Genomic DNA, 22,755 nt, shown 5'->3' with positions numbered 1-22,755 from the left:
CCGCCCGCTCTCGAAGGGCCGAACGGGTGGAGCGGGCGAGGCCGCCAGGGCCGGTACGAGGCCAGGCGGCGAGGGTCAGGCGGCGAGGGTCAGGCGGCGAGGAAGTCGCGGAGCAGGCGGGCCGTCTCCTCCGGCCGCTCCAGCGCGGGCAGGTGGCCGGCCCAGTCGAGGGTGACGCGGCGGGCGGCGGGAATGAGGTCCGCGTAACGGTCGCCGATCGCGGTGAAGTCGGGCACGTCCTTGTCGCCGGTGGCGACGAGGACGGGGATGTCGAGCGCGGCGAGGTCCTTCTCGGTGACCTCGACGTCGACGGAGTCGAACTCGTCGGGCGCGGGCAGCATGAGCTCGAAGACGCGGGTCTGCATCCGCCGGACCAGGTCGCGCGCGGCGGTATCGGCGTCCGGGCCGAGCCAGAGGTCGACGTTGAGTTCGGTGGCGGCGGCGATGTCGCCGGCGATGAGCAGTGCCCGCTCGCGCGCGTTGAACTCCCGCAGCTCCGCGCTGGGTTCGTGCTCGTGGGCGGCGGCGCAGAGCAGCGCGAGGGCGGTGACGCGGCCGGGATGACGGACGGCGAACTCCACGGCCACCGCGCCGCCGAAGGAGGAGCCGACGAGGGCGGCGCGCTCGATGCCGAGGTGGTCGAGCAGATCGCGCAGGTCGTCGGCGTGGACGTGGGACGCGTCGATCGGCGTCTGGCCGAACCCCCGCAGGTCGCATCGCACCACCCGGTGTCCGGCCTCGGCGAGGGCGTGGAACTGTCCGTCCCACATGCGCCGGTCGCAGACGCCGGAGTGGATCAGCAGGACGGTGGAGGGGCCGTCGCCGGCCACGTCGTAAGCAAGTGTCATGCGCCTGACCTTATGGCTCCGAAACTCCACTGCCCAGCGGTTTCCTGATGGTCCACCACTCCGACTTGAACGCGTTCAATCAGAGGTCTACAGTCATCCTCGTCAGCTTTGAACACGTTCAAAGGAGCGTGAGGGCATGGACCTCACCGTCGTCACCTACATCGCCTACCTGCTCGTCAGCGTCGGGCTCACCATCTGGGTCGCCCGCACCCTCAGCCGCAACGGCCGGGTCTTCCTCTCCGACGTCCTGAGCGGGAACGAGAAGCTCGCCGACGCGGTGAACCATCTGCTCGTCGTCGGCTTCTACCTCGTCAACCTCGGCTTCGTCGCCCTCTACCTGAGCGAGGACCACAGCGTCTTCGACGTCCGGGGGATCCTGGAGGCGCTGTCGGTCAAGCTCGGTGTCGTCCTGCTCGTCCTCGGCGTGATGCACCTCGGCAACTTCTTCGCGCTCAACAAGATGCGCCGCCGGGGCGCGACGCCGCACGGCCAGGTCCCGCTGCCCGGAGGTCTCCCCGGGACGCCGAACCCGCTCCTGCCGCCGGCCGCCGGCGGACCGGGCCGTGCGCACCCGTTCACGCCGCCGACGGCCCAGGCCTGAGGCCCCGCGATCCGGCCCAGCGACGCGGCCTCGCCGTCGGCTCCTCTGACCGGAGGACGGTGCGGGGCGCCGCTCGCGGGCCGACTAGGCTCCATCCCGTGAACGACGCGAGGGCTAAGAAGGACGACCGGCACGGCACGGCGCCGGGCGCCGAACCGGCAACCGGGCAGGAGGCCGCGCCGGACGCCAAGCCCGCCGCCAAGGCGCCGAAGAGCGAGCAGACCCGGGCGCTCATCCTGGAGACCGCCATGCGGCTCTTCCAGGAGCGCGGCTACGAGAAGACGACCATGCGGGCCATCGCGAAAGAGGCCGGGGTCTCGGTAGGGAACGCCTACTACTACTTCGACTCGAAGGCGTCCCTGATCACCGGCTTCTACGACGGCATGAGTCACGTACACGCGCAGGTGACGAGCGAACGCCTGCGCGGGGTCAAGGACTTCGGGGAGCGCCTGGAGATCGCCACCGCGGCCTGGGTGGACTGCGCGCGGCCGTACCACCAGTTCGCGGGCCAGTTCTTCAGTACGGCGGCGGACCCGGAAAGCCCGCTGAACCCGTTCTCGGACGAGTCCCACCCGGCCCGCGCCGAAGCGGTCCAGATCTACCGCGACGTGCTCAAGGGCTCGGACGTGGGCCGGAAGCTGGACGCGGAGCTGGCCGAGCTCCTGCCGGACCTCTTGTGGCTCTTCCTCATGGGCGTCGTCCTGTACTGGGTGTTCGACCGCTCCGAGGACACCGAGCGCACCCGCGCCTTCATCCACAAGTGCACGCCCATGGTCGCCCGCGTCGTGCGCCTGTCCCGGTTCAAGGTGGTCCGCCCCCTGGTCCGGGACGCCGTGTCGCTGATGGAGGAGTTCGTCATTCCGAAGGTCCGCAGCACCGTGGACAAGTAGCCGCCGAGCAGGGGAAGAGCAACGGAAAACGCCCCGCACGGCCGCCGGGGAAGGCGGGCCGTACGGGGCGAAGGCGCCCGGCGCCGAGCGGAGACACCGGGGCCGAGTGACAGTCCGGGCCCAGGGGCTGTCCGGGTCGGGTCAGATCCAGCCGAGTTCCCACAGGCGCCAGATGCCCGTGCCGTCGGTCAGGTACTGCGAGCCCGCGACGGCCTCCGTGGACAGCACGAAGTCCTTCTTCTGCCACAGCGGCACCAGCGGTACGTCCTTGGCGACCTCGGTCTGGAAGTCCTTGAAGTGGGCGGTGGCCTCCTGGCGGTCGCTGTACCGCTGGGTCTCGGCGACGAGCGAGTCGATCGTCGCGCTGGAGTACCCGTTGTGCATGCTGTTGTCGGTGCCGACGAGCGGGCCCGCGAAGTTGTCGGAGTCGGGGAAGTCGGGGAGCCAGCCGACCGTGTACGCGTCGAACGCCCCCTTCGCGTACTCCTTCTGGAACTCCGTCCACACCACCGGCTTCACCTCGACCTCGAACAGCCCGCTCGCCTCCAGCTGCTTCTTCAGCTCGGCGGCCTCGGCGGCGTAGGTGACGTCCTTGCGGTGGCCGAGGGTGAAACGCACGGGCGTGGTGATGCCGGCCTCGCGCAGCAGCCGGGTCGCCTTGGCGACGTCGGGCTCGGGGTCGGTGTCGTAGAACGCGGTGCTGTGACCGTTGAAGCCCTGCGGGATGATCGAGTACAGCGGCTCGACGGTCCCCTTGTACGGGCCGGTCGCGATGGCCGGGCGGTCGACGAGCGCGGCGATGGCCTGCCGGACGGCCTTCTCCGTCATGACCGAGCCGGAGCGCACGTTGAAGTAGAGATTGCGCGTCTCGGCGCTGGCCGCCTCGGTGACGCGGGTGCCCGACTGCGTCTCGTCGCCCAGCTTGTTGAGGAAGTCCGGCGGCATCTGCCGGTGCGTCACGTCGACTTGGCCGTCCTTCCAGGCGGCGGCGAGTTCGGTGGACTCCTTGAAGTACTTCACCTCGACCGGGTGGCCGGCGCGGGTGACGGCGCCCCGGTAGTGGGGGTTCGGTTCGAGCGTGGCCGTCCGGCCGGGGTGGTACTCCTTCAGGAGGTACGGCCCGGAGCCGTCCACCGTCCCGCCCGTGCGCAGCGACTTGGCCGGGTAGGTGCTGTGGTCGACGATCGAGCCGGCGCCGGTGGCGAGCTTCAGCGGGAAGGTGGCGTCCCGGCCCCGGAGGTGGAACGTGACCTTCCGCCCCTCGGAGACGACGCTCTTCAGCGTCGGGAAGAGCGACGAGGGACCGACGTCCGACTTGATGGCGAGGATCCGCTCGAAGGAGAAGCGGACGTCCTCGCCGGTGACCTTCCGGCCGTTGGAGAAGGTGAGGTCGTCGCGGAGCGTGCACTCGTACGTGGTGAGCCCCGTGCCACTGAACCGGCAGGACTCGGCGGCGTCCGGCACCGGGGTCGGGATGCCCGGCTTGAAGGTCAGCAGCGACTGGTAGATGTTGCTGTACATGGCCCAGGAGCCGACGTCGTAGGCGCCGGCCGGGTCGAGCGCGGTGACCTCGTCCGTCGTACCGATGGCGATCGGGTCGGCCCGTACCTCGTCGGAGGGCAGCAGCTGCCAGCCGCCGACCCCGGCGGCCACCAGGACTCCACAAGTGATCAAGACGCGCAGACGGACCGTCGACCGCATGAGACGTGTTTCCTTTTGTCGTACCCACCCCGCTGCCGCGACGGCTCCCTGCCCCTGCCTTGCCCTGCCGCGGTGGCGTCATCTCATCACACGGTTTTCACAAGTGGAAGAGTCAGTTCTCTTTGGGCGCGCATATGTCCAGGGATAGGGGATTTCAGCGGACTGAGCGGCACGTATCCGGCGGGAATATTCCGTCTTCAGCCGTACGGGGCGGCCCATTTGGGACCACCCCGTACGGGGGTCTCGCGGTACGACGCCCCCGTTGCGGGGGTTTCCTCACGCCTGCCGGGAAGCCAGCTCGACGACCGTGATGTCCGACGGCGCGCCGACCCGCACGGGCGGGCCCCAGGCCCCCGCGCCGCGCGACACGTACAGCTGAGTGTCGCCGTAGCGTTCGAGCCCGGCGACGGTCGGGTTGGCGAGTTCGGCGATCAGGTTGCCGGGCCACAGCTGGCCGCCGTGGGTGTGGCCGGAGAGCTGGAGGTCGACGCCGTGGCGGACGGCGTCGTCGATGACGATCGGCTGGTGCGCGAGGAGGACGGCCGTACGGGCCGGGTCGCGGTCGCCGAGCGCCTTGTCGAAGTCGGGCCCCTGGCCCTGGCTCTTGCCCGCGACGTCGTCCACGCCGGCGAGGTCGAATCCGGCGCCGATCTCCACGCGCGCGTTGCGCAGCGGACGCAGACCCAGTTCGCGGACGTGGTCGACCCAGGCGTCGGCGCCCGAGAAGTACTCGTGGTTGCCGGTCACGAAGTACGTGCCGTCGCGGGCGGTCAGCCGGGCGAGCGGCTCGGCGGCGGGGCCGAGGTCGGCCACGGAGCCGTCGACCAGGTCGCCGACGACGGCGACGAGGTCGGGCTGGGTGGCGTTGATCGTGTCGACGATCCGCTGGGTGTGGGCCCGGCCCAGGATCGGGCCGAGGTGGATGTCCGAGACGACGGCGATCCGGTAGCCGTGCGCGGCGCGCGGCAGCTTCGCCAGCGGCACCGTCACCCGCTTCACGCGCGGGCCGCGCAGCACACCGTACGTCCCGTAGCCGACGGTCCCGGCGGCGACGGCGACGGCGGAGGTGGTGACGAGCCGGTTGACGAAGAGGCGGCGGGAGAGGGCGGGGGTGTCGGGGCTGTCGGGGCTGTCGGGGGCCGGTTCCGCGGTGGCCGGCGGCTCGGGGGCCGGTGCCGTGGCCGGGCCGGCGGCCGTCCGGGCGGTCGTGCCGGTGGCCTCGGCCCCGGCCGGAGCCGAAGAGCCCTGCGAGGCGGGGGCCGCTGCCGGGACGAGGGCCGGGGTCACCGCTTCCGCCTCCCCGGCGGGCCCGGCTTCCCCGGTGGCTCCGGCTCCCCCGGCGGCCTTGCGGTCGAGGGCGCGGCGCAGCAGGGGCCGCAGCGGTTCGGTGACCGCCAGCGCGAGCGTCACGTACAGCAGCAGCGCGAGCCACAGGAACCCGGGCCAGGCGAAGATCTGCTCCACGACGAACGGCGCGCCGCCGCGCCCGGAGAGCAGGGCGCCGAGGGAGGTCAGGGGCAGCGCGATCAGCACGGCGGTGCCCGCCCGGCGGGCGGCGGTGCGGGGCCGCGTCAGATCGCGCACCAGGCGCCGCCACACGTACCAGTGGACCGCCCCCAGCAGTCCCAGCACCACGACCAGTACCAGCAGGAACATCACGATCACGTTCCGCCCACCCCTCTGCGTTCTTCCGTCGACGACACCATGGCCGGCCCCTGCCGTGGCAGCGCCGGGCGGCGGGGGGCGAGACCCCGCCGCCCGGCTCCGGCGGGGCGGTCCGATACTGGCAGGGAACGTCCGGGGCACCCCGAAGGACTCCCCGGCCGTGCAGTCCTTGCCCGGACCGGCTCCGAGCCGGCGAGGACGTCTGTCTTCGGGATCAGGTCATCGGGCGTCGGCGAGCGCGAAGCAGGCGGATGCCCTTCATGGCGTAAACGGTGGCCATGAGCGCAAAGCCAACGACGGCAAGCCAGCCCCACGGGCCAGCTAGCACCGACGCAAGTGGCAAGCTGCCGACGATCAACAGGCCACCGATGGCCTCCAAGAGGTCAAAGCGCGCTTTGGAGCGTCGTGCGGAGTCTGGGCCGCGCAGTCGGCGGGCAAGGGGGACGAGAGCGAATGCCTGAAGGAGAGTCAGACCGAATGCGATCCAGACGAACCAGTCGGGTATGTCCACGGCGCGAACTGTAGCGCTCGGCCGAGACCTTGAGTGAAGACCCGATGACACAGTCCAAGCCCGCTGGCCCAACGGCAGAGGTGCGCCGTACCCAATCGGCAGAGTTCCCCGGTTCGAGTCCGGGGGCGGGCGCGAACGAAGACGAGCGCCAGGCCGACGACATCGAGGGGGCACGGCCGGCGACGCATCGCCGATGCTGCGAACACGGAGTGCGAGCGGCGCCCCGCTGTTCAGGTTCGCCATGCACGGCCTCTCCACAGAAGCCCCGTAGGCTCCTGAGCATTATCCCGGGTCGTCTACGGGGCTTCCGTGTGTTCTCGGCTCATACGGCTTCTACCTCTATAGCTCTGGCATGAGCCCGGAACGCTTGGCGAGGTTGATCAAGTCCGGCCGGGATCGCTGATGAAGGATGAACAGCACTCGCAGCACTTCGCGCGCCATCGGGTGAACCTCCGCCATCTGCGGCGCCACCTCGTGGGCGCGTTTCAGCGCTGCCTCCGCGCCCCGGATGTCGTTGAGGTCGAGCCGGGCGCGGGCCGTGTCGATGCACAGTCGGCCGATGCGGCTTGCGCCCAGCCCCGCCGGTGGGGTTCGCATCAAGGGCTCTGCCATTTCCGATGCCCTGTCGGGGCGGCCAAGCTCAACGTGTGCGGCCAGCTCGTAGAGCGCCGTGTTCCCGGGACCGAAGGTCAGGTTGTGGCGCAACACGTCGCCGCCGGGGAAACGTTCGGCAAACGCCTTCGCGTGCTCGTGGTGAGCCGCCCAGGCGTTGTGGTCTTTCGCGCGACTGGCGAGCACCACTCCCCGAAGGTGCAGCGAGCCGAGGGCTACGGCCGCCTCTGGAGTGTCCGTCCGGCCGCCTTGTTCATAGCGAACAATCGCCCGGTCCACGATCGCCAGTCCGTCGCTGTACTCGCCCGCTGACTGATACGTGCCCGCCTCGTTCCACGCGGCCCCCGCTTCCGCCTCGGGGTTCCACGTGCGCTGTGCGGCCCACTGCTGACGGCTCACGATCATGTCGGACAGGTCGGCTTGTCCAAGCCGGTGAGTCACCGCGTACGCGCACCCGTACAGGTCCGCGAGCTGCCCCCAAGCCGTCGCGTCGCCACCCGCCTGGAGCGCGACGGCGGACGCCTGTTCCAGGAGCTTCGGCAGCTTACGCAGTAGCTCCAAGTACCGTGTATCAGCACGAAGTTGTGCCGCCTCAGCCAAGCCGGCGGCCAGCTTGTCGAGTGCGGGCACGTCCTCCCTGGGGAGGGTATGGCGACGTACGGTCAGCCGCAGCGCGTCGAGTAGCCCCTGCGCTTCCCCCGGGTCGCTGAAGGGCGTTCCGTAGATGCGGGCGGTCGAGACACCCATGGCTTTTGCCGCCTGGGCCACGGTCGGGGGGGTGGCCGTGCGCGTGCCGTCTTCGATCTTGCGGAGGAGCGACGCCGAGATGCCCATTCGCCGCGCTAGGTGTTCCTGCCCCCATCCGAGGGTTTTCCGCAGTACCTGGATGTTCTGTCCGGCGGTGGGCGCTGAATCGCTCATGTGGCCAATTCTCCACGCCGCTCTACGTGCCGCCACCCCAACTCCCTTGAAAGGCAAGGGCCATGTGGCACTTTTGTGTTAACTGATCTTGATCGGCTCGCGTTGACTAAGTGCCAGTTGGACGACGCACCGAGGAGGGCCCGGAATGAGCCTCACACCTGATGCCGATATCGACGACGCACGGCCGATCTTGTGCGCCATCTGCGAGACGCTGTGCAAGCGGCAGGATCAGGCCAGGAAGAGAGGGGACTTCTCGGCGGAGGTCGACGCCCGAGCCCTCTACCGGCGCCACATGCTGAACGCGCACGGTCAGCGGCTTCCCTCGGCTATCTGAGGGAACATGACGACGGTGTTCCAGTTCGCCGCGCACAAGATCGCGGCGGCTCCGGAGAGCGAAGCGGCCATGGCGGCCCACTGCCTGACGCCCGGCTGCGGATGGACGTTGGCACCCTCCCCCGACTTCGACGCCGCCAGCGACGCGATCATGACCCACACGGGCCTGAACGCCACGCACACCACCTTCGCCCGCGAGTGGACGGACGTGGCGGTCGTACGCCGGCTCGACACCTGACGGACTCCGGCTCGGCGAGAGGTGGGGCTCTCCTGTCGAGTCGGCCCCGCCCCGCCCATTCCTCGCTTTGTCCGAGCCGGGGAGTGGGCGGGGCGCCAAAGCCCCGGTCCGGTGGCTTCGTGATGGTCTCCACCGGGCCGGTCCGACCCGGTACGGCCCTGCACTGGGGAGTTCAGGTTGTACCGGGTCCCTTTGTCCTGTGGCACATGGGCGGGGACTCTACTTCCTGCTCGCCCGGACGCCCCGGAGGCCGATGACACCGATGGCCGTTCCGAGGATGAAGGAGGTGATCGCGAGCAGCAGGTGGACCCAGAAGTACGCGGTCGGGTCGCCCGCGTCGTCGAAGGCGAGGCCGCTCCCGTCCTTCCACAAGTTCTTGGCGAAGGTCACCCAGATCACCCAGGACCAGACGCCGAACGCGAGCAGGAACCAGGAGACGCGGCGGCTGAGCTTCATGGGGTGCCCTTCGGAGTGGGGTGGCCGTGCCCTGCCAGTATCGAACGGGGCCGGGGCGATCTTGCGGCAGGGTCCGCCTGGAAGTGACGCCCGCGACGCCGGGCCCCTGACACCGGCCCGTGACACCGGCCCGTGGCGCCGGGCCGTACCGCCGGGCCGGGACACGGGTCCGTACCACCGGCCCGCGCCACCGCCCCGTGACACCCGGCCGAATTCACCCGTTCACCGCGCCCGGCCCGGATCCCGGGCGGGCTGATTGTCGTCCTTGTATGTGCGGACGGCCGCCCCGGTCTGCCGCCTTCTTCACCGACGACGGCAGGAATCGGGATGCGCGCGACATCAGCCTCCAGGAATACGAGTGGACGAGCCTGGACGAACCGGGCCGCGTGGTCCGGATCCGGGTTTCGGGGATGTACGTTCTCGATCGTGCTGGTATCGAAGATGACCGCGAAGGTCGCATTGACGGTCGGTGTCGCCGTTTCCCTCCTCCCCTTCCTCGCCGTCGCCCCCGCGCACGCGGACGGCAAGGACAAGGGACCGGAGCAGCCGAAGCCACCCGCGATGATGTCGAAGGTGGGCGGCGAGGTGCTGTCCCGCCCCGGCGCCCAGGTGCAGTTGCTGCCGGGCGCGCCGGTGCTGCCCAAGGACGTGAGCGGGCGGTCGTGGATCGTGGCGGACGCCGAGAGCGGTCAGGTGCTCGCCGCCAACAACGCGCACTGGCGGCTGGCCCCCGCGTCGACCCTGAAGATGCTGTTCGCGGACACGCTGCTGCCGAAGTTCGCCCCGACGGAGAACCACACCGTCACACCGGCCGACCTGGCCGGCGTGGGCGAAGGCTCCAGCCTGGTCGGCATCAAGGAGAACCAGACCTACAGCGTCCAGGACCTGTGGCTGGGGGTCTTCCTGCGCTCCGGGAACGACGCCGTGCACGTGCTGTCCGCCATGAACGGCGGGGTGGACCAGACCGTCGACCAGATGCAGGCACACGCCATCGAACTCCAGGCGCTGGACACCACGGTCAAGTCGCCGGACGGCTACGACCAGAGCGGCCAGCTGTCCTCCGCGTACGACCTGACTCTCATCGCCCGCAGCGGCATGCAGAAGCCCGACTTCCGCAAGTACGCCGCCACCGCCCGCACACAGTTCCCGGGCGAGCAGAAGAAGGGCGAGAAGAAGCGCGCGACCTTCGAGATCCAGAACACCAACCGGCTGCTGACCGGTGACCTCGACGTGGCGCCCTACCCGGGCATCGCGGGGGTGAAGAACGGCAACACCACGCACGCGGGGGCGACCTTCACCGGGGTCGCGGAGCGCGACGGGCGGAAGCTGCTCGTCACCGTCATGAACCCGTCGTCGAAGGAGAGCCACGCCGTCTACAAGGAGGCCGCGCGGCTGCTCGACTGGGGCTTCGCGGCCTACGGGAAGGTGAAGCCGGTCGGCGAGCTGGTGCCGCCGGCGTCGGCCGTGGTGAAGGAGGGCACGGGCACGGGAGCGTCCACGAACGGGACGGGCGGCACGGCGGCGCAGCAGGCGGCCGCGGCGGCCGCGGCCGCCGCCGAGGACTCGGACGGGGGTGCCGGCATCGCGCTGGGCGTGGTGGGCGGTGCGCTCGTACTGATCGCGGGCGGCGCGTTCCTGGTCAACCGGCGGTGGCCGGCGGCGAGTGGGGCCCGGCGTTCCCGGGCCGCTTCCCCGGCAGGTCCCCCGGCCGGTTCCCGCTCTTCCCGCTCTTCCCGGCCTTCCCGGTCCGCTCGGTCGTCTCGGTCCTCCCGGACGGCTCCTCCGGCCGACGAGGACGTGAATCCCTGACGGCGGGCCGCTCCGCCCCGTCGCCCCCGGTCGCCGTCCAGGCGGCGCAGAACAGCAGCAGTTTCGCCATGAAGTTGATCCACAGCAGCAGGGCGACGGGCACGCCGAAGGCCCCGTACATGGACTTCGCCGCGACGCCCTTCATATAGCCGCCGAGCAGCAGCTTCAGAAGCTCGAAGCCGACCGAGCCGATCAGCGCCGCGACGACCAGGTCGCGGCGCCTCGGCTCGACGCCGGGCAGCAGGGTCAGGACGTACGTCAGGATCAGGAAGTCGGCGATTATCGCGACCAGGATCGCGGCCCCTTCGAGGAGCAGCCCGCCCGCTCCGCGGTGCGAGATCCCGAGCCGGCCGGCGGTCCAGCCGACGGCGGTGGCGCCGAGCCAGGACGCGGCGAGCGAGCCGAGCAGCACGCCGCCGAGGCCGAGCAGCACGATCGCGTCCTTGCCCTTGCGGACGAACGGGTTGCCCTCGTCGACCCCGTCGAGTTCCCAGACGGCCCGCAGACAGTCGCGCATGGACCCGATCCAGCCGATGCCCATGAAGAGCAGCACACCACCGGCGACCAGGCCGACCGCGCCCGCGTTGGCGACGAGTCCGGCGATGTCGAGCTGTTCGGAGATGCCCGGCACCTGATCGGTGATCTTCTTCTCGATCGAGGCCAGCCCCTCCGGGCTGAGCAGCGCGGCCCCGATGGCGGCCCCGACCGTGATCAGGGGGAAGAGGGCCAGAAAGCTGAGGAAGGTGATGGCGGCGGCGAGCCGGCTCCAGTGGACGGCGTCGAGGCGTTCGTACGCGCGCCACGCATGGGTTCGCATCAGCCGTACGACCCAGGGGCCGACGACGGGGAGCTTGGTCAGCCAGTCCATCGCGTACGCGTCTCTTCCTCGGGGACGGAGATCCGGAGCACCGACATCCGGGCCCCCAGAATCGCAGATCGCATACGACTGCCCTGGGCGCGCCCGGTTCTGACGCCGTGTCGGCCGGTCGGGGCGGGGACCCGGAAGGGGAGGGCAGGGGCGAGGGCGTCGGGCGCGGCGGGCCGCTTTCCCGACCTTCGTTTCATCACCCATTTCGACGAACCGCCTGCCAATCACCGCATAAGCGACACTCCCGGCTATACGGTCACCTCCATGGCAGCCGAGACCGCCGTCGCGCCCGCACCCACACCCACACCCGCGTCCGCCCCCGTCGCGCCCGTTCCCGTTCCCGTCCCCCTCGTGGACGGCACCCCGGACGGCGCTCCCGGCAGCTCTACGGACGATCCTCCGGCCGGGCTACCGGGTGCCGGCACCGACGTCGACGCCGACTTCGAGATCCTCACCGGGCGGGGCCGCACCGCCCCCAGCCTCGCCTACGTGCTCCGCCCCCGGACGTACGAGGAGACCGCCGCGGCCGTCCTGTCGTACGGCCACGGCACGCGCGGGGCGATCGCGCGCGGTCTCGGCCGGGCCCACGGGGACGCCGCCCAGAACGCCGGCGGCACGGTCCTCGATCTGACCCGGCTCGCCCGGATCCGCGCCGTCGACGCGGTCGCCGGGGTCGTCGTCTGCGATGCGGGCACCGGCCTCTACCGGCTGGCGCGGGCGGTGCTGCCGCTCGGCTGGTGTGTGCCGGTGGCCCCCGCCACCCGCCATGCCACGGTCGGCGGCGCCGTCGCCGCCGACGTCCACGGCGCGAACCACCCCGGCTCCGGCTCCTTCTCCCGGCATGTCGTCTCGCTCGACCTGCTCACCGCCGACGGGCAGACCCATACGGTCGTCCCCGGCATGCCGCTCTTCGACGCCACCACCGGCGGCCTGGGCCTGACCGGCGTGATCCTCTCCGTCACGCTGCGGCTGCTGCCCGTCGAGACGGCCCTGGTGACCGTGGCCACCGAACGGGCCGGCGGCTTCGACGACCTGCTGGCCCGGTTCACCGACCCCGACCCCGGCCACCGGCACCGCTACACCGCCGCCCGGGTCGACCTCCTCGCGCGCGGGGCGGCGACCGGCCGCGCCGTCCTCACCCGGGCCGACCACACCCCTCGCGAGGCCCTGCCCGCGCGCGCCCGCCGCACGCCGCTCGCCGCCCCCTGGTCCGGACCCGACGGGCTGCCGGGGCTGCCGGGGCTGCCGGGATGGAGCGTCGCCGCCCTGATCGACGATCTCCGTGCTCGCGCTATGAGCGCGGACGCGGGGGCGACGGGCCGGTTCCGGTCGCTCGCCTCGTTCCTCCACCCGCGCGACGGCTTCCCGCACGGCGGGCGGGGCGGCTTCGTGCGGTACGAGTTCGCCGTCGGGCACGGCCACGAGGAGACGCTGCGCCGGGTGGTGGGGCGGATCGCGGCGCGCGGCTGCGCGAGGTCCCCCGGCGTACTGAAACGGTTCGGCGAGACCGGGCCCGGCCTGCTGTCGTTCCCCCTGCCCGGCTGGACACTCGCCGTCGACCTCCCGGCGTCACACGACGGCCTCGGCGGCTTCCTCGACACGCTGGACGAGGAGATCGCGGCGGCCGGCGGCCGGGTCCGGCTCGCCGAGGACGCGCGGCTGCGCCCCGACCTCGTGGAGTCGATGTATCCGGGGCTCGGCGCCTTCCGCGAACTGCGCGCCGCGCTCGACCCGGGCGCGGTCTTCGTCTCCGACCTCGCCCGCCGTCTCGGCCTCTGAGCCCGCCCCGGCCCTGATCACCGCCCCCTGCCCTGATCACCGCCCCCTGCCCCGACCTCTGCCCCCTGCCCCGACCTCCGCCCGGCTGTCTCCCCCGTCCGTCTTCGGCCGTCCGTCTCTTCGGCGGCCTTCCGCCAGGAGCGTGAACGCCATGAAGGACGCCTTCGGCGCACCCCAGTCCCTGCTCGTCCTCGGCGGTACCTCCGCGATCGGCCTGGCCACCGCCCGCCGGCTGATCGCCCGCCGCACCCGTACGGTGTGGCTGGCCGGCCGCCCCTCCCCCGCCCTCACCGACGCCGCCGACTCGCTGCGCGCGCTCGGTGCCGACGTCCACACCGTGCCCTTCGACGCCCTGGACCCCGAGTCCCACGCGGAACGGCTCGGCAAGGTCTTCGCCGAGGGCGACGTCGACATGGTGCTGCTGGCGTTCGGCATCCCCGGCGACCAGGCGCGCGACGAGTCCGACCCGCTCGCCGCCGTCCGGGTCGCGCAGACCAACTACACGGGCGCCGTCTCGGCCGGCCTGGTCTGCGCGCAGGCGCTCCAGGCGCAGGGGCACGGCGCGCTGGTGGTGCTGTCGTCGGTGGCCGGCGAGCGGGCCCGGCGGGCCGACTTCATCTACGGCTCCTCCAAGGCCGGCCTGGACGCCTTCGCGCAGGGCCTGGGGGACGCGCTGTACGGCACGGGCGTGCACGTGATGGTCGTACGCCCCGGAGCCGTCCGTACGCACACGGCGGCGGGGGCCGGGCGGCCGGGGGCATCAGGGCAGGCGGGGAACGCGGGGGACGCGGGGAACGGCTCGGCGGACACCGTGCTCGCGACCACCCCGGAGGCGGTCGCGACGGCGATCGAGCTGGGGCTACGGCGCCACTCGGAGACGGTGTGGGTGCCGGGGGCACTGCGGGCGGTGATGACGGCGGTACGGCATATGCCACGCCCGCTGTTCCGGCGCCTGCCGGTGTGACGGCGGGAGGGGCGGCCCGGGACCGAAGGAGCGACGGGCCAAAACGGCATATGCCCCGATGATCAGCCGGCCGTACTCACGGGACCGGCCGCACCGTGATCAGCACATCGTGCGGGGCGCGTCGATCGGGCTGCCGCCCTGCGCCGGGACGGCGGTGATCGCCCGCCCGCTGCCGAACTCGTAGTCGTACAGCTTCCGCCACACCGCGTCCGCGCCCTGCTCGTACAGCGCGAAGGAACGGCAGGTCCATGCCGCCTCGTACCCGGACAGTTCCGCGAAGGCGCGGTCCATCGCCTCCTCGGCGATGGCGTGGGCGACGGTGACGTGCGGGTGGTACGGGAACTGCAGCTCGCGCGGCACGGGCCCGGCCTCGTCCCGGATCCGCCGCTGGAGCAGGTCGCAGTCGCCGGCCCCTTCCGCGAGCCGCACATAGACGACCGGGGACACCGGACGGAACGTGCCGGTGCCCTCCAGACGCATGCGGAAAGGGTCGCTGAGCGCCGCGACGCCGCCCAGGTGCGCCTCGATCGCGGGCAGCAGACCGGTGTCCACCTCGGTCGGCGGGAGCAGGGTGACGTGGGTGGGAATGCCGTACGCGGCGGGATCCCCGAAGCCCGCGCGCCGCTCCTGGAGCAGGCTGCCGTGAGGCTCCGGGACCGCGATCGAAACGCCGAGCGTTACGGTCCCCACGTCGTTCTCCTCGCTCCTCGGTAGTCCGTCGTACGTCGTCCGCCGTCCATTGTCCGCCGTCCCTCGTCCGCCGGCGGCCGGTTCGGGTCCGGGCGGTGCGATCGGGTGAGGCGATCGGGCGGCACGGCCGGCGCATCGGATCGAACCGGATCGGATCGGATCGCATCGGATCAGATCGAAGCCGGTCCGGATCCGGGCGGTGCGGTCAGTCGCCAGTGTGCGTCCTGCACCGCCCTCCTGGCCAGGGTCCTTGGACTCCAGGCCGCCGGTCCGCGCCGGGCACCGGCGGCGGGCCGGGGACCCGTCTCGCCGGGGCCCGGCCCGTTACCGGTCCGCTCAGTGGCGGGCGGGCAGGAAGCCGATCTCGTCGTACGTCCGCGCCAGCGTCTCGGCGGCGACGGTCCGCGCCTTCTCCGCGCCCTTGGCCAGGATCTTGTCCAGCGTCTCCGGGTCGTCCAGGTATTCCTGGGTACGGGTCCTGAACGGCGTGACGAAGTCCACCATGACCTCGGCCAGGTCGGTCTTCAGGGCGCCGTACATCTTGCCCTCGTAGCTCTTCTCCAGGTCGGGGATCGACGTGTCGGTGAGCACGGACATGATGGTGAGCAGGTTGGAGACGCCGGCCTTCTCCACCGGGTCGTAACGGATCACCGTGTCGGTGTCGGTGACCGCGCTCTTGACCTTCTTCGCGGTGGCCTTCGGGTCGTCGAGCAGGTTGATCAGACCCTTGGGGCTGGAGGCCGACTTGCTCATCTTGATCGTCGGGTCCTGCAGGTCGTAGATCTTCGCGGTCTCCTTGAGGATGTACGCCTCGGGGATCGTGAAGGTGTCGCCGAAGCGCGTGTTGAAGCGCTCGGCGATGTCGCGCGTCAGCTCGATGTGCTGGCGCTGGTCCTCGCCGACCGGGACCTGGTTCGCCTGGTAGAGCAGGATGTCCGCGACCTGGAGGACCGGGTACGTGAAGAGACCGACGGTGGTGCGGTCGGCGCCGTGACGAGCGGACTTGTCCTTGAACTGGGTCATGCGGGAGGCCTCGCCGAAGCCGGTGAGGCAGTTCATGACCCAGGCCAGCTGGGCGTGCTCGGCCACGTGGCTCTGGACGAAGAGGGTGCAGCGGTCCGGGTCGACGCCGGCGGCGAGCAGCTGGGCGGTGGCGAGCCGGGTATTGGCGCGCAGCTCGGCGGGGTCCTGCGGAACCGTGATCGCGTGCAGGTCCACCACCATGTAGAAGGCGTCGTGGGACTCCTGCAGCGCGACCCACTGACGTACCGCACCGAGGTAGTTGCCGAGGTGGAACGAGCCTGCGGTGGGCTGGATTCCGGAGAGCACACGGAGACGTTCAGAGGCCATGCCTCTCATTGTCTCAGGTACGCACCCCGCCTCCGGACGCGGGAGCGGGGGCGGGATCGAGCCTGGGAGCGACCTCCGGGCGGACGCGCACGGGCCCGGGTCCCCCGTACCCACCGCCTCCGGATCTCCTCGCGACGCGACGCCCAGGTTTCTTCGTCCCGCGAGCGAGCGACGATAAGAACGGGGTGCCACAACCTGCCCCTGGCTTCACGACGAACGGAGACCCCGTGTCGAGGACGCAAGACGAGCTCGCCGCCGCCGACGCGCACAGCGCGCACAACTACCACCCCCTGCCCGTGGTCGTCGCCTCCGCCGAGGGCGCCTGGATGACCGATGTCGAGGGACGCCGGTTCCTCGACATGCTCGCCGGGTACTCGGCGCTCAACTTCGGGCACGGCAATCGCCGGCTGCTCGACGCGGCGAAGGCGCAGCTGGAGCGGGTGACGCTGACGTCGCGCGCGTTCCAGCACGACCGGTTCGCGGAGTTCTGCGGGCAGCTCGCGGAGCTGTGCGGCAAGGAGATGGTGCTGCCCATGAACACGGGCGCGGAAGCGGTGGAGACCGCCGTGAAGACCGCCCGCAAGTGGGGGTACGAGGTGAAGGGCGTGCCGGACGGGCACGCGAAGATCGTGGTCGCGGCCAACAACTTCCACGGCCGGACGACGACGATCGTCAGCTTCTCCACGGACCACGAGGCCCGTGACCACTACGGTCCGTACACGCCGGGCTTCGAGATCGTGCCGTACGGGGACCTGACCGCGATGGAGACGGCGGTCACGGAGAACACGGTGGCCGTGCTGATCGAGCCGATCCAGGGCGAGGCCGGGGTGCTGGTGCCGCCGGACGGGTATCTGCGCGGGGTGCGGGAGCTCACGGCCCGGCGGAACGTGCTGTTCATGGCGGACGAGATCCAGTCGGGTCTGGGCCGGACGGGGCGGACGTTCGCGTGCGAGCACGAGGGCGTGGTGCCGGACGTGTACATCCTGGGCAAGGCGCTGGGCGGCGGTGTGGTGCCGGTGTCGGCGGTGGTCGCGGACCGCGACGTGCTCGGGGTGTTCCGGCCCGGCGAGCACGGCTCGACGTTCGGCGGCAATCCGCTGGCCTGCGCGGTGGGCCTGGAGGTGGTCGCGATGCTGCGGACGGGCGAGTACCAGCAGCGGGCGACGGAGCTGGGCGAGCATCTGCACGCCGAGCTGGCGACGCTGCTGGGCGCCGGGACCGTGGAGGCGGTGCGCGGGCGCGGGCTGTGGGCGGGGATCGACATCGCGCCGTCGCACGGCACGGGCCGGGAGATCTCGGAGCGGCTGATGGCGCGGGACGTGCTGGTGAAGGACACGCACGGGTCGACGATCCGGATCGCGCCGCCGCTGGTGATCTCCAAGGAGGACCTGGACTGGGGGCTTGAGCAGCTGCGGGTGGTGTTGGCGGAGGGCTGACGGCCCGGAGGCCTGTGGAGGGGGCGCGGGCGCCGGCCCGCCCCTCCCCGTACGGCTCAGAGGATGACGTGCGGGATGAAGCGCGCGTACCCGTCCGTGATCGGTCCCGACGACTCCCGGATGCCGAGCCCCGCCGCCTCGTCGCCGACCGTCCACGCGCCGAGCACGACCCGGTTGCCGTCGAAGTCGGGCAGCGGGGACAGCGCCTGGTAGCAGCAGGGTTCGGTGCGTACGGGCGGGACGCCACCCGGCCCCGGCCCCGGCCCCGGCCCCGGCTCCGGCCCCGGCTCCGGTTCGTGCAGGGTGACGCCCTCGCCCTCGCGGCCGAGCAGCGGCTTCGCCGCCCATCCCGTCGTCGTGGCGAGTTCGCGCGGGCCGTCGAGGTAGGCGGGGAGCAGGTTCGGGTGGCCGGGGTGCAGCTCCCACAGGATCGCGAGAAGCGCCTTGTTGGAGAGCAGCATCTTCCACGCCGGTTCGATCCAGCAGGTGCTGCCGGTGCCGCCGCCGTTGTCGAGGGTGTCGAGGACGTGCGGGCCGAAGGTGTCCGTGGTCAGCCATTCCCACGGGTAGAGCTTGAAGCAGGCGCGGATGTAGCGCAGCCGCTCGTCGACGAACCGTCCGCTGATCCGGTCCCAGCCGATCCGCTCGACCGACAGCGCCTCGGTGTGGAGGCCGGCCTGCTGGGCGGTCTCGCGCAGGTACGCCACCGTCATCAGGTCCTCGCCGAGTTCGTCGGCGTCGGAGTGGGCGAAGTGGACGGGGCTGCCGGGCGGCAGCAGGTGGGCCTGGCGGCGCCAGGCGTCGACGAGCCGTTCGTGGAGGGAGTTCCACTGGTCGGCGCCGGGGAACCGTTCCTCCATCCAGAACCACTGCGGGCTCGCGGCCTCCACCAGAGAGGTGGGGGTGTCGGCGTTGTACTCCAGCATCTTGGCCGGACCCGTACCGTCGTAGCAGAGATCGAACCGGCCGTAGAGGGTGGGGAGTTCGGCCCTGCGGTGCCAGGACTCGGCGACCCGGGCGACGACCCTGGGGTCGGTGATGCCGAGGTCGGCGAAACGGTCCTGCTCGACGATGTGCGCCGCCGCGCCCAGGCACATGGCGTGCAGTTCCTCGACGACCTCCTCCAGCGCCTCCACCTCGGGCAGGCTGAAGGAGTAGTAGGCGCTCTCGTCCCAGTAGGGGCGCAGGGAGCCGTCGGGGTGGCGGGTCAGGGGGTAGATCAGGCCCTGTTCCTCGACCGTGCGCTGCCAGTCGGGGCGGGGCTCGATGGTGTGGCGCCGCATGCGAGGTCAGCCGCCGGACGAGGAGGAGTGACCGCCGAAACCGCCCCTGGACACGGACGACTTGTCGAAATCGCCGCCGCTGACCGTGCCGCCTCGGACCGAGCCGCCGTAGTAGTAGCGGCCGCTGCTGCTGGAGCCGCTGGAGCTGCTTCCCTTGCCGTCGTGGCACTTGTAGTCGGGGAGTTCCTTGTACGTCACGGGGTCGACGCACCGCTCGTCCGGCTCCGAGCCGCATGCCGTGAGTGCCGCGGCGAGCACGCCCACCCCGCCGAGTACCACCGCGCTGGACCTCAGTCTGCGCATGCTGTTCCGCCCCTCCCCGTCGCGTGGTCGCGAGCGCACAGTGTAGGCCGGGGGCGTCCCGCCGCCCATGCCCGGGGCGGCCGGTCCGCCGGGAGGGGCGGGCGTCGCTTTCGTGCCACCCGGGCGTTCCCGGGCACCGGAGGCGGCCGATCCGTTGGGTCCGTTCGGTCCGTTCGGTCCGTACGCGAGGCCGAGGCGGCCGTTCAGGACCTGGTGAGCATGGGCGCTGCCGTCGTGTCGGCGCCGAGCGGGCTCCTCAGCTCGCGGGGCGGTGTCCGAAGGTGGCGACGACGGCGATGGGGAAGGAGAGATGGCCGGGGTCGTCGATCTCCTCCAGACCGGCGCGCACGTCAGCCTCGCCGAGCAGTCCGGCGCCGACAAGCCTGGGGGCGATCGCCTGGATGGTCAGCCGGGAGAACTCGGCGATCGGTGACCCGGCGTGGAAGACGGGAAGGTCCGCCTCGGACCGTACGTTCTCATAGCCGGCGTCGCGCATGACGGCCGCCGCCCGCACGCCCCAGGTGTCGTCCATTCCGAAGGATGCGGCAAGGAACGTCCACCAAGCGTCGATGACCCGCCTGAGCGGGGAGGACGCGGGCAATCCGTGACGAGGGAAGTGGACGAGGTCCTCCACCAGGAGTACACCGCCCGGGGCCAGCCACGACAGCATCCTCTTGGTGATCCGTTCACGCTGAGGCAGGTGCATGAGCACGGCGCGCGCGTGGATCAGCTCGAAGGAGCCTTCCGGGAAGGTGTCCTTCGTGACATCGTGCACCCGCACCGTGAGAGGGGCCGACACCGGTTCGTGGATCAGCGTCACATCCAGGTCGGTCGCGGTGACCCGCCCCCGGTGACAACGCGCGGCCAGCCAGTGGGCGATGGTTCCGGCGCCGGCGCCGATCTCCAGACAGGACCAGTCGGGAGCGATCGCGGCGGCTTCCAGCCGCCGCCGGGTCTGCGGGTCGAAGGCGCGGCTCAGGGCGTCGAGTCGGGCCCTCTCCTCGGGGTGCCGGTGCGTCAGCACGTCGGCGTACCCCTCGCGAGCTTCGCCGGGTCCGACCGCACCCGGGTCGGACGTACGTCGATGTGTGGTCATACGCGACTCCACTCGTCGGGCCCGGCGCCCGCGCCGGGCCCCCGGCCGGCACCCCCGTCCGGGCGCCTTCGCCCGTCGCGGTTCCAGGCGACGGAGTCACCATGCCGGACGCTGGAGCGCCGTCACGTCATCTCATCCCACGCATCACTCGCCAGAGTGACATGACGCCACTTCCCCCGGCGGCCGGCCGGGCGGCCACAAGAATGACGAATCCGGCCGGGACCGCCCTGGTCCGGGTAGCCCTTGAAGGAGACAGACCGTGCGAGACGAAGCCGTTCGACGTGCCGCGCTGATCTTCAAGCTGTTCGACGCCAACGGGAACGGAGTCCTCGATCCCCAGGACTTCGACCTGCTCACCGACCGGGTGCTGGCCGTCGCCGCGGACTCGGCGCACAAGGACAGGGAGAGGTTCGCCGACAGCTTGCGCCAGTGGTGGGATGTGCTGGCGGGAGCGCTGGACGCCGACGGCGACGGCCTGATCAGCCCGCGGGAGTTCGAGGCGTCCGTGCTCGACCCCGAGCGCTTCGCGCCGACCGCGGATCTCTTCGCCCACGCGCTCGCCACGCTCGGCGACCCCGACGGCGACGGTCTGATCGAGCGGACCCGCTTCCTCGACCTGCTGACCGCATGGGGCTTCGATGTACCGAACATCCATGCGTTGTTCGACGCGTTCGGACCGGATGCCGCCGACCGGATCACGGTGACCGCTTGGGCCGACGGCATCCGCGACTACTACACGCCCGGCCTGGCCGGGATCCCCGGCGACCACCTGGTTTCCCTGCCGGTCTGACCCGGCCACCGCACGGGAGGGCCGGCCACCACCGCACGGGAGGGCCGGCATGAGGCCCGCTCCGGGCGAAGCCGCATGCTGTCCGGCACCCGCCTCCGCCCGTCCCCGCCCTCGCCCACCCCCGCCCTCACGGCAACACCCGGCACAGCGTCTCCAGCGCGCCCGACCAGGCACTGTCCGGCGGGGTGCCGTAGCCGACGACGATGCCGTCGGGCAGCGGGGCCGCGTCCGGGTGCCGGAAGCGGTCGACGCCGAGCAGGGCGAGACCCTGGTCGGCGGCGGCGCGCAGAGTGGACTCCTCGGTGCCCGGCGGGAGTTCGAGGACGACGTGGAGCCCGGCCGCGATGCCGCTCACGCGGAGGGCGGGCGCGTGCGCGGCGACCGCCGCGACCAGTTGGTCGCGGCGGCGCCGGTAGCGCAGCCGCATGGCCCGGACATGGCGGTCGTACGCGCCCGAGGCGAGAAACTCCGCGAACGTGAGCTGATCGGTCGCGGCGGACACCCAGTCGACCTCCCCCTTCGCCGCCGCCACTTCGCCGGCCAGATCGCCGGGGAGCATCATCCAGGCGAGCCGCAGGCCCGGCGCGAGGGACTTGCTGGCGGTGCCGAAGTAGACGACCCGCTCGGGGTCGAGCCCCTGGAGGGCTCCGACGGCCTGGCGGTCGTACCGGAACTCCCCGTCGTAGTCGTCCTCCAGGATCAGCCCGCCCTCGGCCCGCGCCCAGTCGACGGCCGCCGCCCGCCGGGCCGGGGCGAGCGCACCGCCGAGCGGGAACTGGTGCGCCGGGGTCATCAGGACCGCACCGACCCCGTCCATCGACCCCAACTCCTCGGTGCGGGTGCCCTTTTCGTCGAGCCCTAGAGCCGGGGTGCGCAGATCCTGGCGGGCGAGCAGGTCCCGGTGGGCGCGCAGACCGAACGACTCGACGCCCACCGCCCGTACCCCGCGATCCCGCAACACCCGCCCGACCAGCTGGAGTCCGTGCACGAAACCCGAGCAGACGACGATCCGGTCCGGGTCCGCGTGCACGCCCCGGGCCCGGGCCAGGTACTCGGCGAGCGCGGTGCGCAGTTCGATCCGGCCGCGCGGATCGCCGTACCCGAAGGCGTCGTTGGGTGCGGCGGTGAGCGCCTTACGGGCGGCCTTGAGCCAGTCGGCGCGCGGAAACGAGGCGACGTCGGGCCGGCCGGCCTGGAGGTCGTAGAGGGGAGTGCCGGGCGCGGGCCGCAGGGGCGGCCGCGGGCGGGGATGACCGGCGGCCCGGGGGTGCGGGTCGGGACGCGGGTCGGGGCGCGGGTCGGGACGCGGACCCGGGCGCGGCTCGGAGCGCGGGGCCACCCGGGTCCCGGAGCCCTGCCGGGCGGTGAGCCAGCCCTCGGCGGTGAGTTCGGCGTAGGCGTCGGCGACGGTGTTGCGGGCCATGCCCAGGTCGGCGGCGAGGGAACGCGAGGACGGCAGCCGGGTGCCGGCCGTCAGCCGGCCACTGCGCACCGCCTCCCGGAGCGCGTCCATGAGCGCCTTGCGCCGGCCGCGCCCGGTGAGATCCAGATGGAGGTCGGCGCCGAAAGTGGCCCACTCGTTTGCCATGGAAATGGACCATACCGGGGTGC

General features: G+C 71.8%; 21 protein-coding genes, 1 tRNA gene and 1 pseudogene. 10 read left to right on the top strand and 13 right to left on the bottom strand.

Annotated elements, in window-relative coordinates; translation table 11 throughout:
• Positions 1-89: 89 nt before the first annotated feature.
• On the bottom strand, positions 90-848 hold the full coding sequence (locus tag ACGFRB_RS15525) for an alpha/beta fold hydrolase (RefSeq protein ID WP_393243333.1): 759 nt from the start codon (positions 846-848) through the stop codon (positions 90-92).
• A 136-nt stretch (positions 849-984) separates the two neighbouring features.
• Between ACGFRB_RS15525 and ACGFRB_RS15520 the strand changes: the two genes are divergently transcribed.
• Both ACGFRB_RS15520 and ACGFRB_RS15515 read left to right on the top strand, forming a co-directional pair.
• On the top strand, positions 985-1,449 hold the full coding sequence (locus ACGFRB_RS15520) for a hypothetical protein (protein WP_393243331.1): 465 nt from the start codon (positions 985-987) through the stop codon (positions 1,447-1,449).
• Positions 1,450-1,547: 98 nt separating this feature from the next.
• Entirely contained in the window at positions 1,548-2,339 is a 792-nt protein-coding gene (locus tag ACGFRB_RS15515) for a TetR family transcriptional regulator (protein ID WP_393243329.1), read from the top strand.
• 141 nt (positions 2,340-2,480) lie between these two features.
• Here ACGFRB_RS15515 and ACGFRB_RS15510 read toward each other — a convergent pair whose 3' ends face one another.
• The 3 genes from ACGFRB_RS15510 to ACGFRB_RS15500 all read right to left on the bottom strand — a co-directional run bounded on the left by ACGFRB_RS15510 (position 2,481) and on the right by ACGFRB_RS15500 (position 6,216).
• Positions 2,481-4,040: an ABC transporter substrate-binding protein gene (locus ACGFRB_RS15510; RefSeq protein WP_393243327.1), complete on the bottom strand. Its 1,560-nt coding sequence runs from the start codon at positions 4,038-4,040 to the stop codon at positions 2,481-2,483.
• A 276-nt stretch (positions 4,041-4,316) separates the two neighbouring features.
• Positions 4,317-5,696, bottom strand: coding sequence for a metallophosphoesterase (locus ACGFRB_RS15505; RefSeq protein ID WP_393243656.1), 1,380 nt, complete (start codon positions 5,694-5,696; stop codon positions 4,317-4,319).
• 223 nt (positions 5,697-5,919) lie between these two features.
• Positions 5,920-6,216, bottom strand: a complete 297-nt coding sequence (locus ACGFRB_RS15500) for a hypothetical protein (RefSeq protein WP_363006765.1) — start codon at positions 6,214-6,216, stop codon at positions 5,920-5,922.
• Positions 6,217-6,274: 58 nt separating this feature from the next.
• Between ACGFRB_RS15500 and ACGFRB_RS15495 the strand changes: the two genes are divergently transcribed.
• Positions 6,275-6,348 (top strand) — tRNA-OTHER (locus tag ACGFRB_RS15495).
• Between the two features lie 207 nt (positions 6,349-6,555).
• Here the strand turns inward: ACGFRB_RS15495 and ACGFRB_RS15490 are convergent.
• Complete coding sequence (locus ACGFRB_RS15490; protein ID WP_393243325.1) at positions 6,556-7,749, bottom strand: helix-turn-helix domain-containing protein; 1,194 nt, start codon at positions 7,747-7,749, stop codon at positions 6,556-6,558.
• Positions 7,750-7,894: 145 nt separating this feature from the next.
• On the opposite strand from ACGFRB_RS15490, the gene ACGFRB_RS15485 reads away from it, so the two are divergent.
• Both ACGFRB_RS15485 and ACGFRB_RS15480 read left to right on the top strand, forming a co-directional pair.
• Positions 7,895-8,083: a hypothetical protein gene (locus tag ACGFRB_RS15485; protein WP_393243323.1), complete on the top strand. Its 189-nt coding sequence runs from the start codon at positions 7,895-7,897 to the stop codon at positions 8,081-8,083.
• Positions 8,084-8,089: 6 nt separating this feature from the next.
• Positions 8,090-8,320 (top strand): hypothetical protein, encoded by a 231-nt coding sequence (locus ACGFRB_RS15480; RefSeq protein WP_393243321.1) that lies wholly within the window; start codon positions 8,090-8,092, stop codon positions 8,318-8,320.
• 219 nt (positions 8,321-8,539) lie between these two features.
• Here the strand turns inward: ACGFRB_RS15480 and ACGFRB_RS15475 are convergent, their stop codons facing one another.
• Positions 8,540-8,776, bottom strand: coding sequence for an SCO4848 family membrane protein (locus tag ACGFRB_RS15475; RefSeq protein ID WP_363006757.1), 237 nt, complete (start codon positions 8,774-8,776; stop codon positions 8,540-8,542).
• 327 nt (positions 8,777-9,103) lie between these two features.
• Here ACGFRB_RS15475 and ACGFRB_RS15470 point away from each other — a divergent pair.
• A pseudogene (locus ACGFRB_RS15470) lies at positions 9,104-10,066 on the top strand (D-alanyl-D-alanine carboxypeptidase family protein); the annotation flags it as partial.
• 349 nt (positions 10,067-10,415) lie between these two features.
• On the opposite strand, the gene ACGFRB_RS15465 reads toward ACGFRB_RS15470, so the two are convergent.
• Entirely contained in the window at positions 10,416-11,453 is a 1,038-nt protein-coding gene (locus tag ACGFRB_RS15465; protein WP_393243319.1) for a YhjD/YihY/BrkB family envelope integrity protein, read from the bottom strand.
• Positions 11,454-11,717: 264 nt separating this feature from the next.
• On the opposite strand from ACGFRB_RS15465, the gene ACGFRB_RS15460 reads away from it, so the two are divergent.
• Both ACGFRB_RS15460 and ACGFRB_RS15455 read left to right on the top strand, forming a co-directional pair.
• Entirely contained in the window at positions 11,718-13,232 is a 1,515-nt protein-coding gene (locus ACGFRB_RS15460) for an FAD-binding protein (RefSeq protein WP_393243317.1), read from the top strand.
• A 151-nt stretch (positions 13,233-13,383) separates the two neighbouring features.
• Positions 13,384-14,196 carry a decaprenylphospho-beta-D-erythro-pentofuranosid-2-ulose 2-reductase gene (locus tag ACGFRB_RS15455; RefSeq protein ID WP_393243654.1) on the top strand — a complete coding sequence of 271 codons (813 nt, stop codon included), beginning with the start codon at positions 13,384-13,386 and terminating at the stop codon, positions 14,194-14,196.
• Between the two features lie 99 nt (positions 14,197-14,295).
• Here ACGFRB_RS15455 and ACGFRB_RS15450 read toward each other — a convergent pair whose 3' ends face one another.
• Positions 14,296-14,886, bottom strand: a complete 591-nt coding sequence (locus ACGFRB_RS15450; RefSeq protein WP_363006751.1) for a 2'-5' RNA ligase family protein — start codon at positions 14,884-14,886, stop codon at positions 14,296-14,298.
• Between the two features lie 336 nt (positions 14,887-15,222).
• Positions 15,223-16,236, bottom strand: a complete 1,014-nt coding sequence (trpS, locus tag ACGFRB_RS15445) for a tryptophan--tRNA ligase (protein ID WP_363006749.1) — start codon at positions 16,234-16,236, stop codon at positions 15,223-15,225.
• A gap of 227 nt (positions 16,237-16,463) precedes the next feature.
• Between trpS and rocD the strand changes: the two genes are divergently transcribed.
• Positions 16,464-17,672 (top strand): ornithine--oxo-acid transaminase, encoded by a 1,209-nt coding sequence (gene rocD / locus ACGFRB_RS15440; protein ID WP_393243314.1) that lies wholly within the window; start codon positions 16,464-16,466, stop codon positions 17,670-17,672.
• Positions 17,673-17,728: 56 nt separating this feature from the next.
• Here rocD and ACGFRB_RS15435 read toward each other — a convergent pair whose 3' ends face one another.
• From ACGFRB_RS15435 to ACGFRB_RS15425, 3 genes are all read right to left on the bottom strand, one after another.
• Positions 17,729-18,955 (bottom strand): glutathionylspermidine synthase family protein, encoded by a 1,227-nt coding sequence (locus ACGFRB_RS15435; protein WP_393243312.1) that lies wholly within the window; start codon positions 18,953-18,955, stop codon positions 17,729-17,731.
• Between the two features lie 6 nt (positions 18,956-18,961).
• On the bottom strand, positions 18,962-19,258 hold the full coding sequence (locus ACGFRB_RS15430) for a hypothetical protein (protein WP_393243310.1): 297 nt from the start codon (positions 19,256-19,258) through the stop codon (positions 18,962-18,964).
• Between the two features lie 256 nt (positions 19,259-19,514).
• Complete coding sequence (locus ACGFRB_RS15425; RefSeq protein ID WP_393243308.1) at positions 19,515-20,354, bottom strand: class I SAM-dependent methyltransferase; 840 nt, start codon at positions 20,352-20,354, stop codon at positions 19,515-19,517.
• 259 nt (positions 20,355-20,613) lie between these two features.
• On the opposite strand from ACGFRB_RS15425, the gene ACGFRB_RS15420 reads away from it, so the two are divergent.
• Positions 20,614-21,144 (top strand): EF-hand domain-containing protein, encoded by a 531-nt coding sequence (locus ACGFRB_RS15420; RefSeq protein ID WP_363006735.1) that lies wholly within the window; start codon positions 20,614-20,616, stop codon positions 21,142-21,144.
• Between the two features lie 127 nt (positions 21,145-21,271).
• On the opposite strand, the gene ACGFRB_RS15415 is transcribed toward ACGFRB_RS15420, so the two are convergent.
• Positions 21,272-22,732: a PLP-dependent aminotransferase family protein gene (locus tag ACGFRB_RS15415; protein WP_393243306.1), complete on the bottom strand. Its 1,461-nt coding sequence runs from the start codon at positions 22,730-22,732 to the stop codon at positions 21,272-21,274.
• Between the last annotated feature and the right edge of the window lie 23 nt (positions 22,733-22,755).

The organism is Streptomyces sp. NPDC048718, assembly GCF_043198875.1.
Taxonomy (GTDB): Bacteria; Actinomycetota; Actinomycetes; order Streptomycetales; family Streptomycetaceae; genus Streptomyces.
This window is presented reverse-complemented; position numbering and strand designations above follow the sequence as displayed.

Bases quoted from the DNA above. Each gene is read 5' to 3' on its own strand.
- ACGFRB_RS15455 (WP_393243654.1), top strand. From the start codon at position 13,384: ATGAAGGACGCCTTCGGCGCACCCCAGTCCCTGCTCGTCCTCGGCGGT.
- ACGFRB_RS15525 (WP_393243333.1), bottom strand. From the start codon at position 848: ATGACACTTGCTTACGACGTGGCCGGCGACGGCCCCTCCACCGTCCTG.
- ACGFRB_RS15480 (WP_393243321.1), top strand. From the start codon at position 8,090: ATGACGACGGTGTTCCAGTTCGCCGCGCACAAGATCGCGGCGGCTCCG.
- ACGFRB_RS15430 (WP_393243310.1), bottom strand. From the start codon at position 19,258: ATGCGCAGACTGAGGTCCAGCGCGGTGGTACTCGGCGGGGTGGGCGTG.
- ACGFRB_RS15460 (WP_393243317.1), top strand. From the start codon at position 11,718: ATGGCAGCCGAGACCGCCGTCGCGCCCGCACCCACACCCACACCCGCG.
- ACGFRB_RS15490 (WP_393243325.1), bottom strand. From the start codon at position 7,749: ATGAGCGATTCAGCGCCCACCGCCGGACAGAACATCCAGGTACTGCGG.
- ACGFRB_RS15505 (WP_393243656.1), bottom strand. From the start codon at position 5,696: ATGTTCCTGCTGGTACTGGTCGTGGTGCTGGGACTGCTGGGGGCGGTC.
- ACGFRB_RS15425 (WP_393243308.1), bottom strand. From the start codon at position 20,354: ATGACCACACATCGACGTACGTCCGACCCGGGTGCGGTCGGACCCGGC.
- ACGFRB_RS15510 (WP_393243327.1), bottom strand. From the start codon at position 4,040: ATGCGGTCGACGGTCCGTCTGCGCGTCTTGATCACTTGTGGAGTCCTG.
- ACGFRB_RS15415 (WP_393243306.1), bottom strand. From the start codon at position 22,732: ATGGCAAACGAGTGGGCCACTTTCGGCGCCGACCTCCATCTGGATCTC.
- ACGFRB_RS15435 (WP_393243312.1), bottom strand. From the start codon at position 18,955: ATGCGGCGCCACACCATCGAGCCCCGCCCCGACTGGCAGCGCACGGTC.
- ACGFRB_RS15520 (WP_393243331.1), top strand. From the start codon at position 985: ATGGACCTCACCGTCGTCACCTACATCGCCTACCTGCTCGTCAGCGTC.
- ACGFRB_RS15465 (WP_393243319.1), bottom strand. From the start codon at position 11,453: ATGGACTGGCTGACCAAGCTCCCCGTCGTCGGCCCCTGGGTCGTACGG.
- ACGFRB_RS15475 (WP_363006757.1), bottom strand. From the start codon at position 8,776: ATGAAGCTCAGCCGCCGCGTCTCCTGGTTCCTGCTCGCGTTCGGCGTC.
- ACGFRB_RS15485 (WP_393243323.1), top strand. From the start codon at position 7,895: ATGAGCCTCACACCTGATGCCGATATCGACGACGCACGGCCGATCTTG.
- trpS (WP_363006749.1), bottom strand. From the start codon at position 16,236: ATGGCCTCTGAACGTCTCCGTGTGCTCTCCGGAATCCAGCCCACCGCA.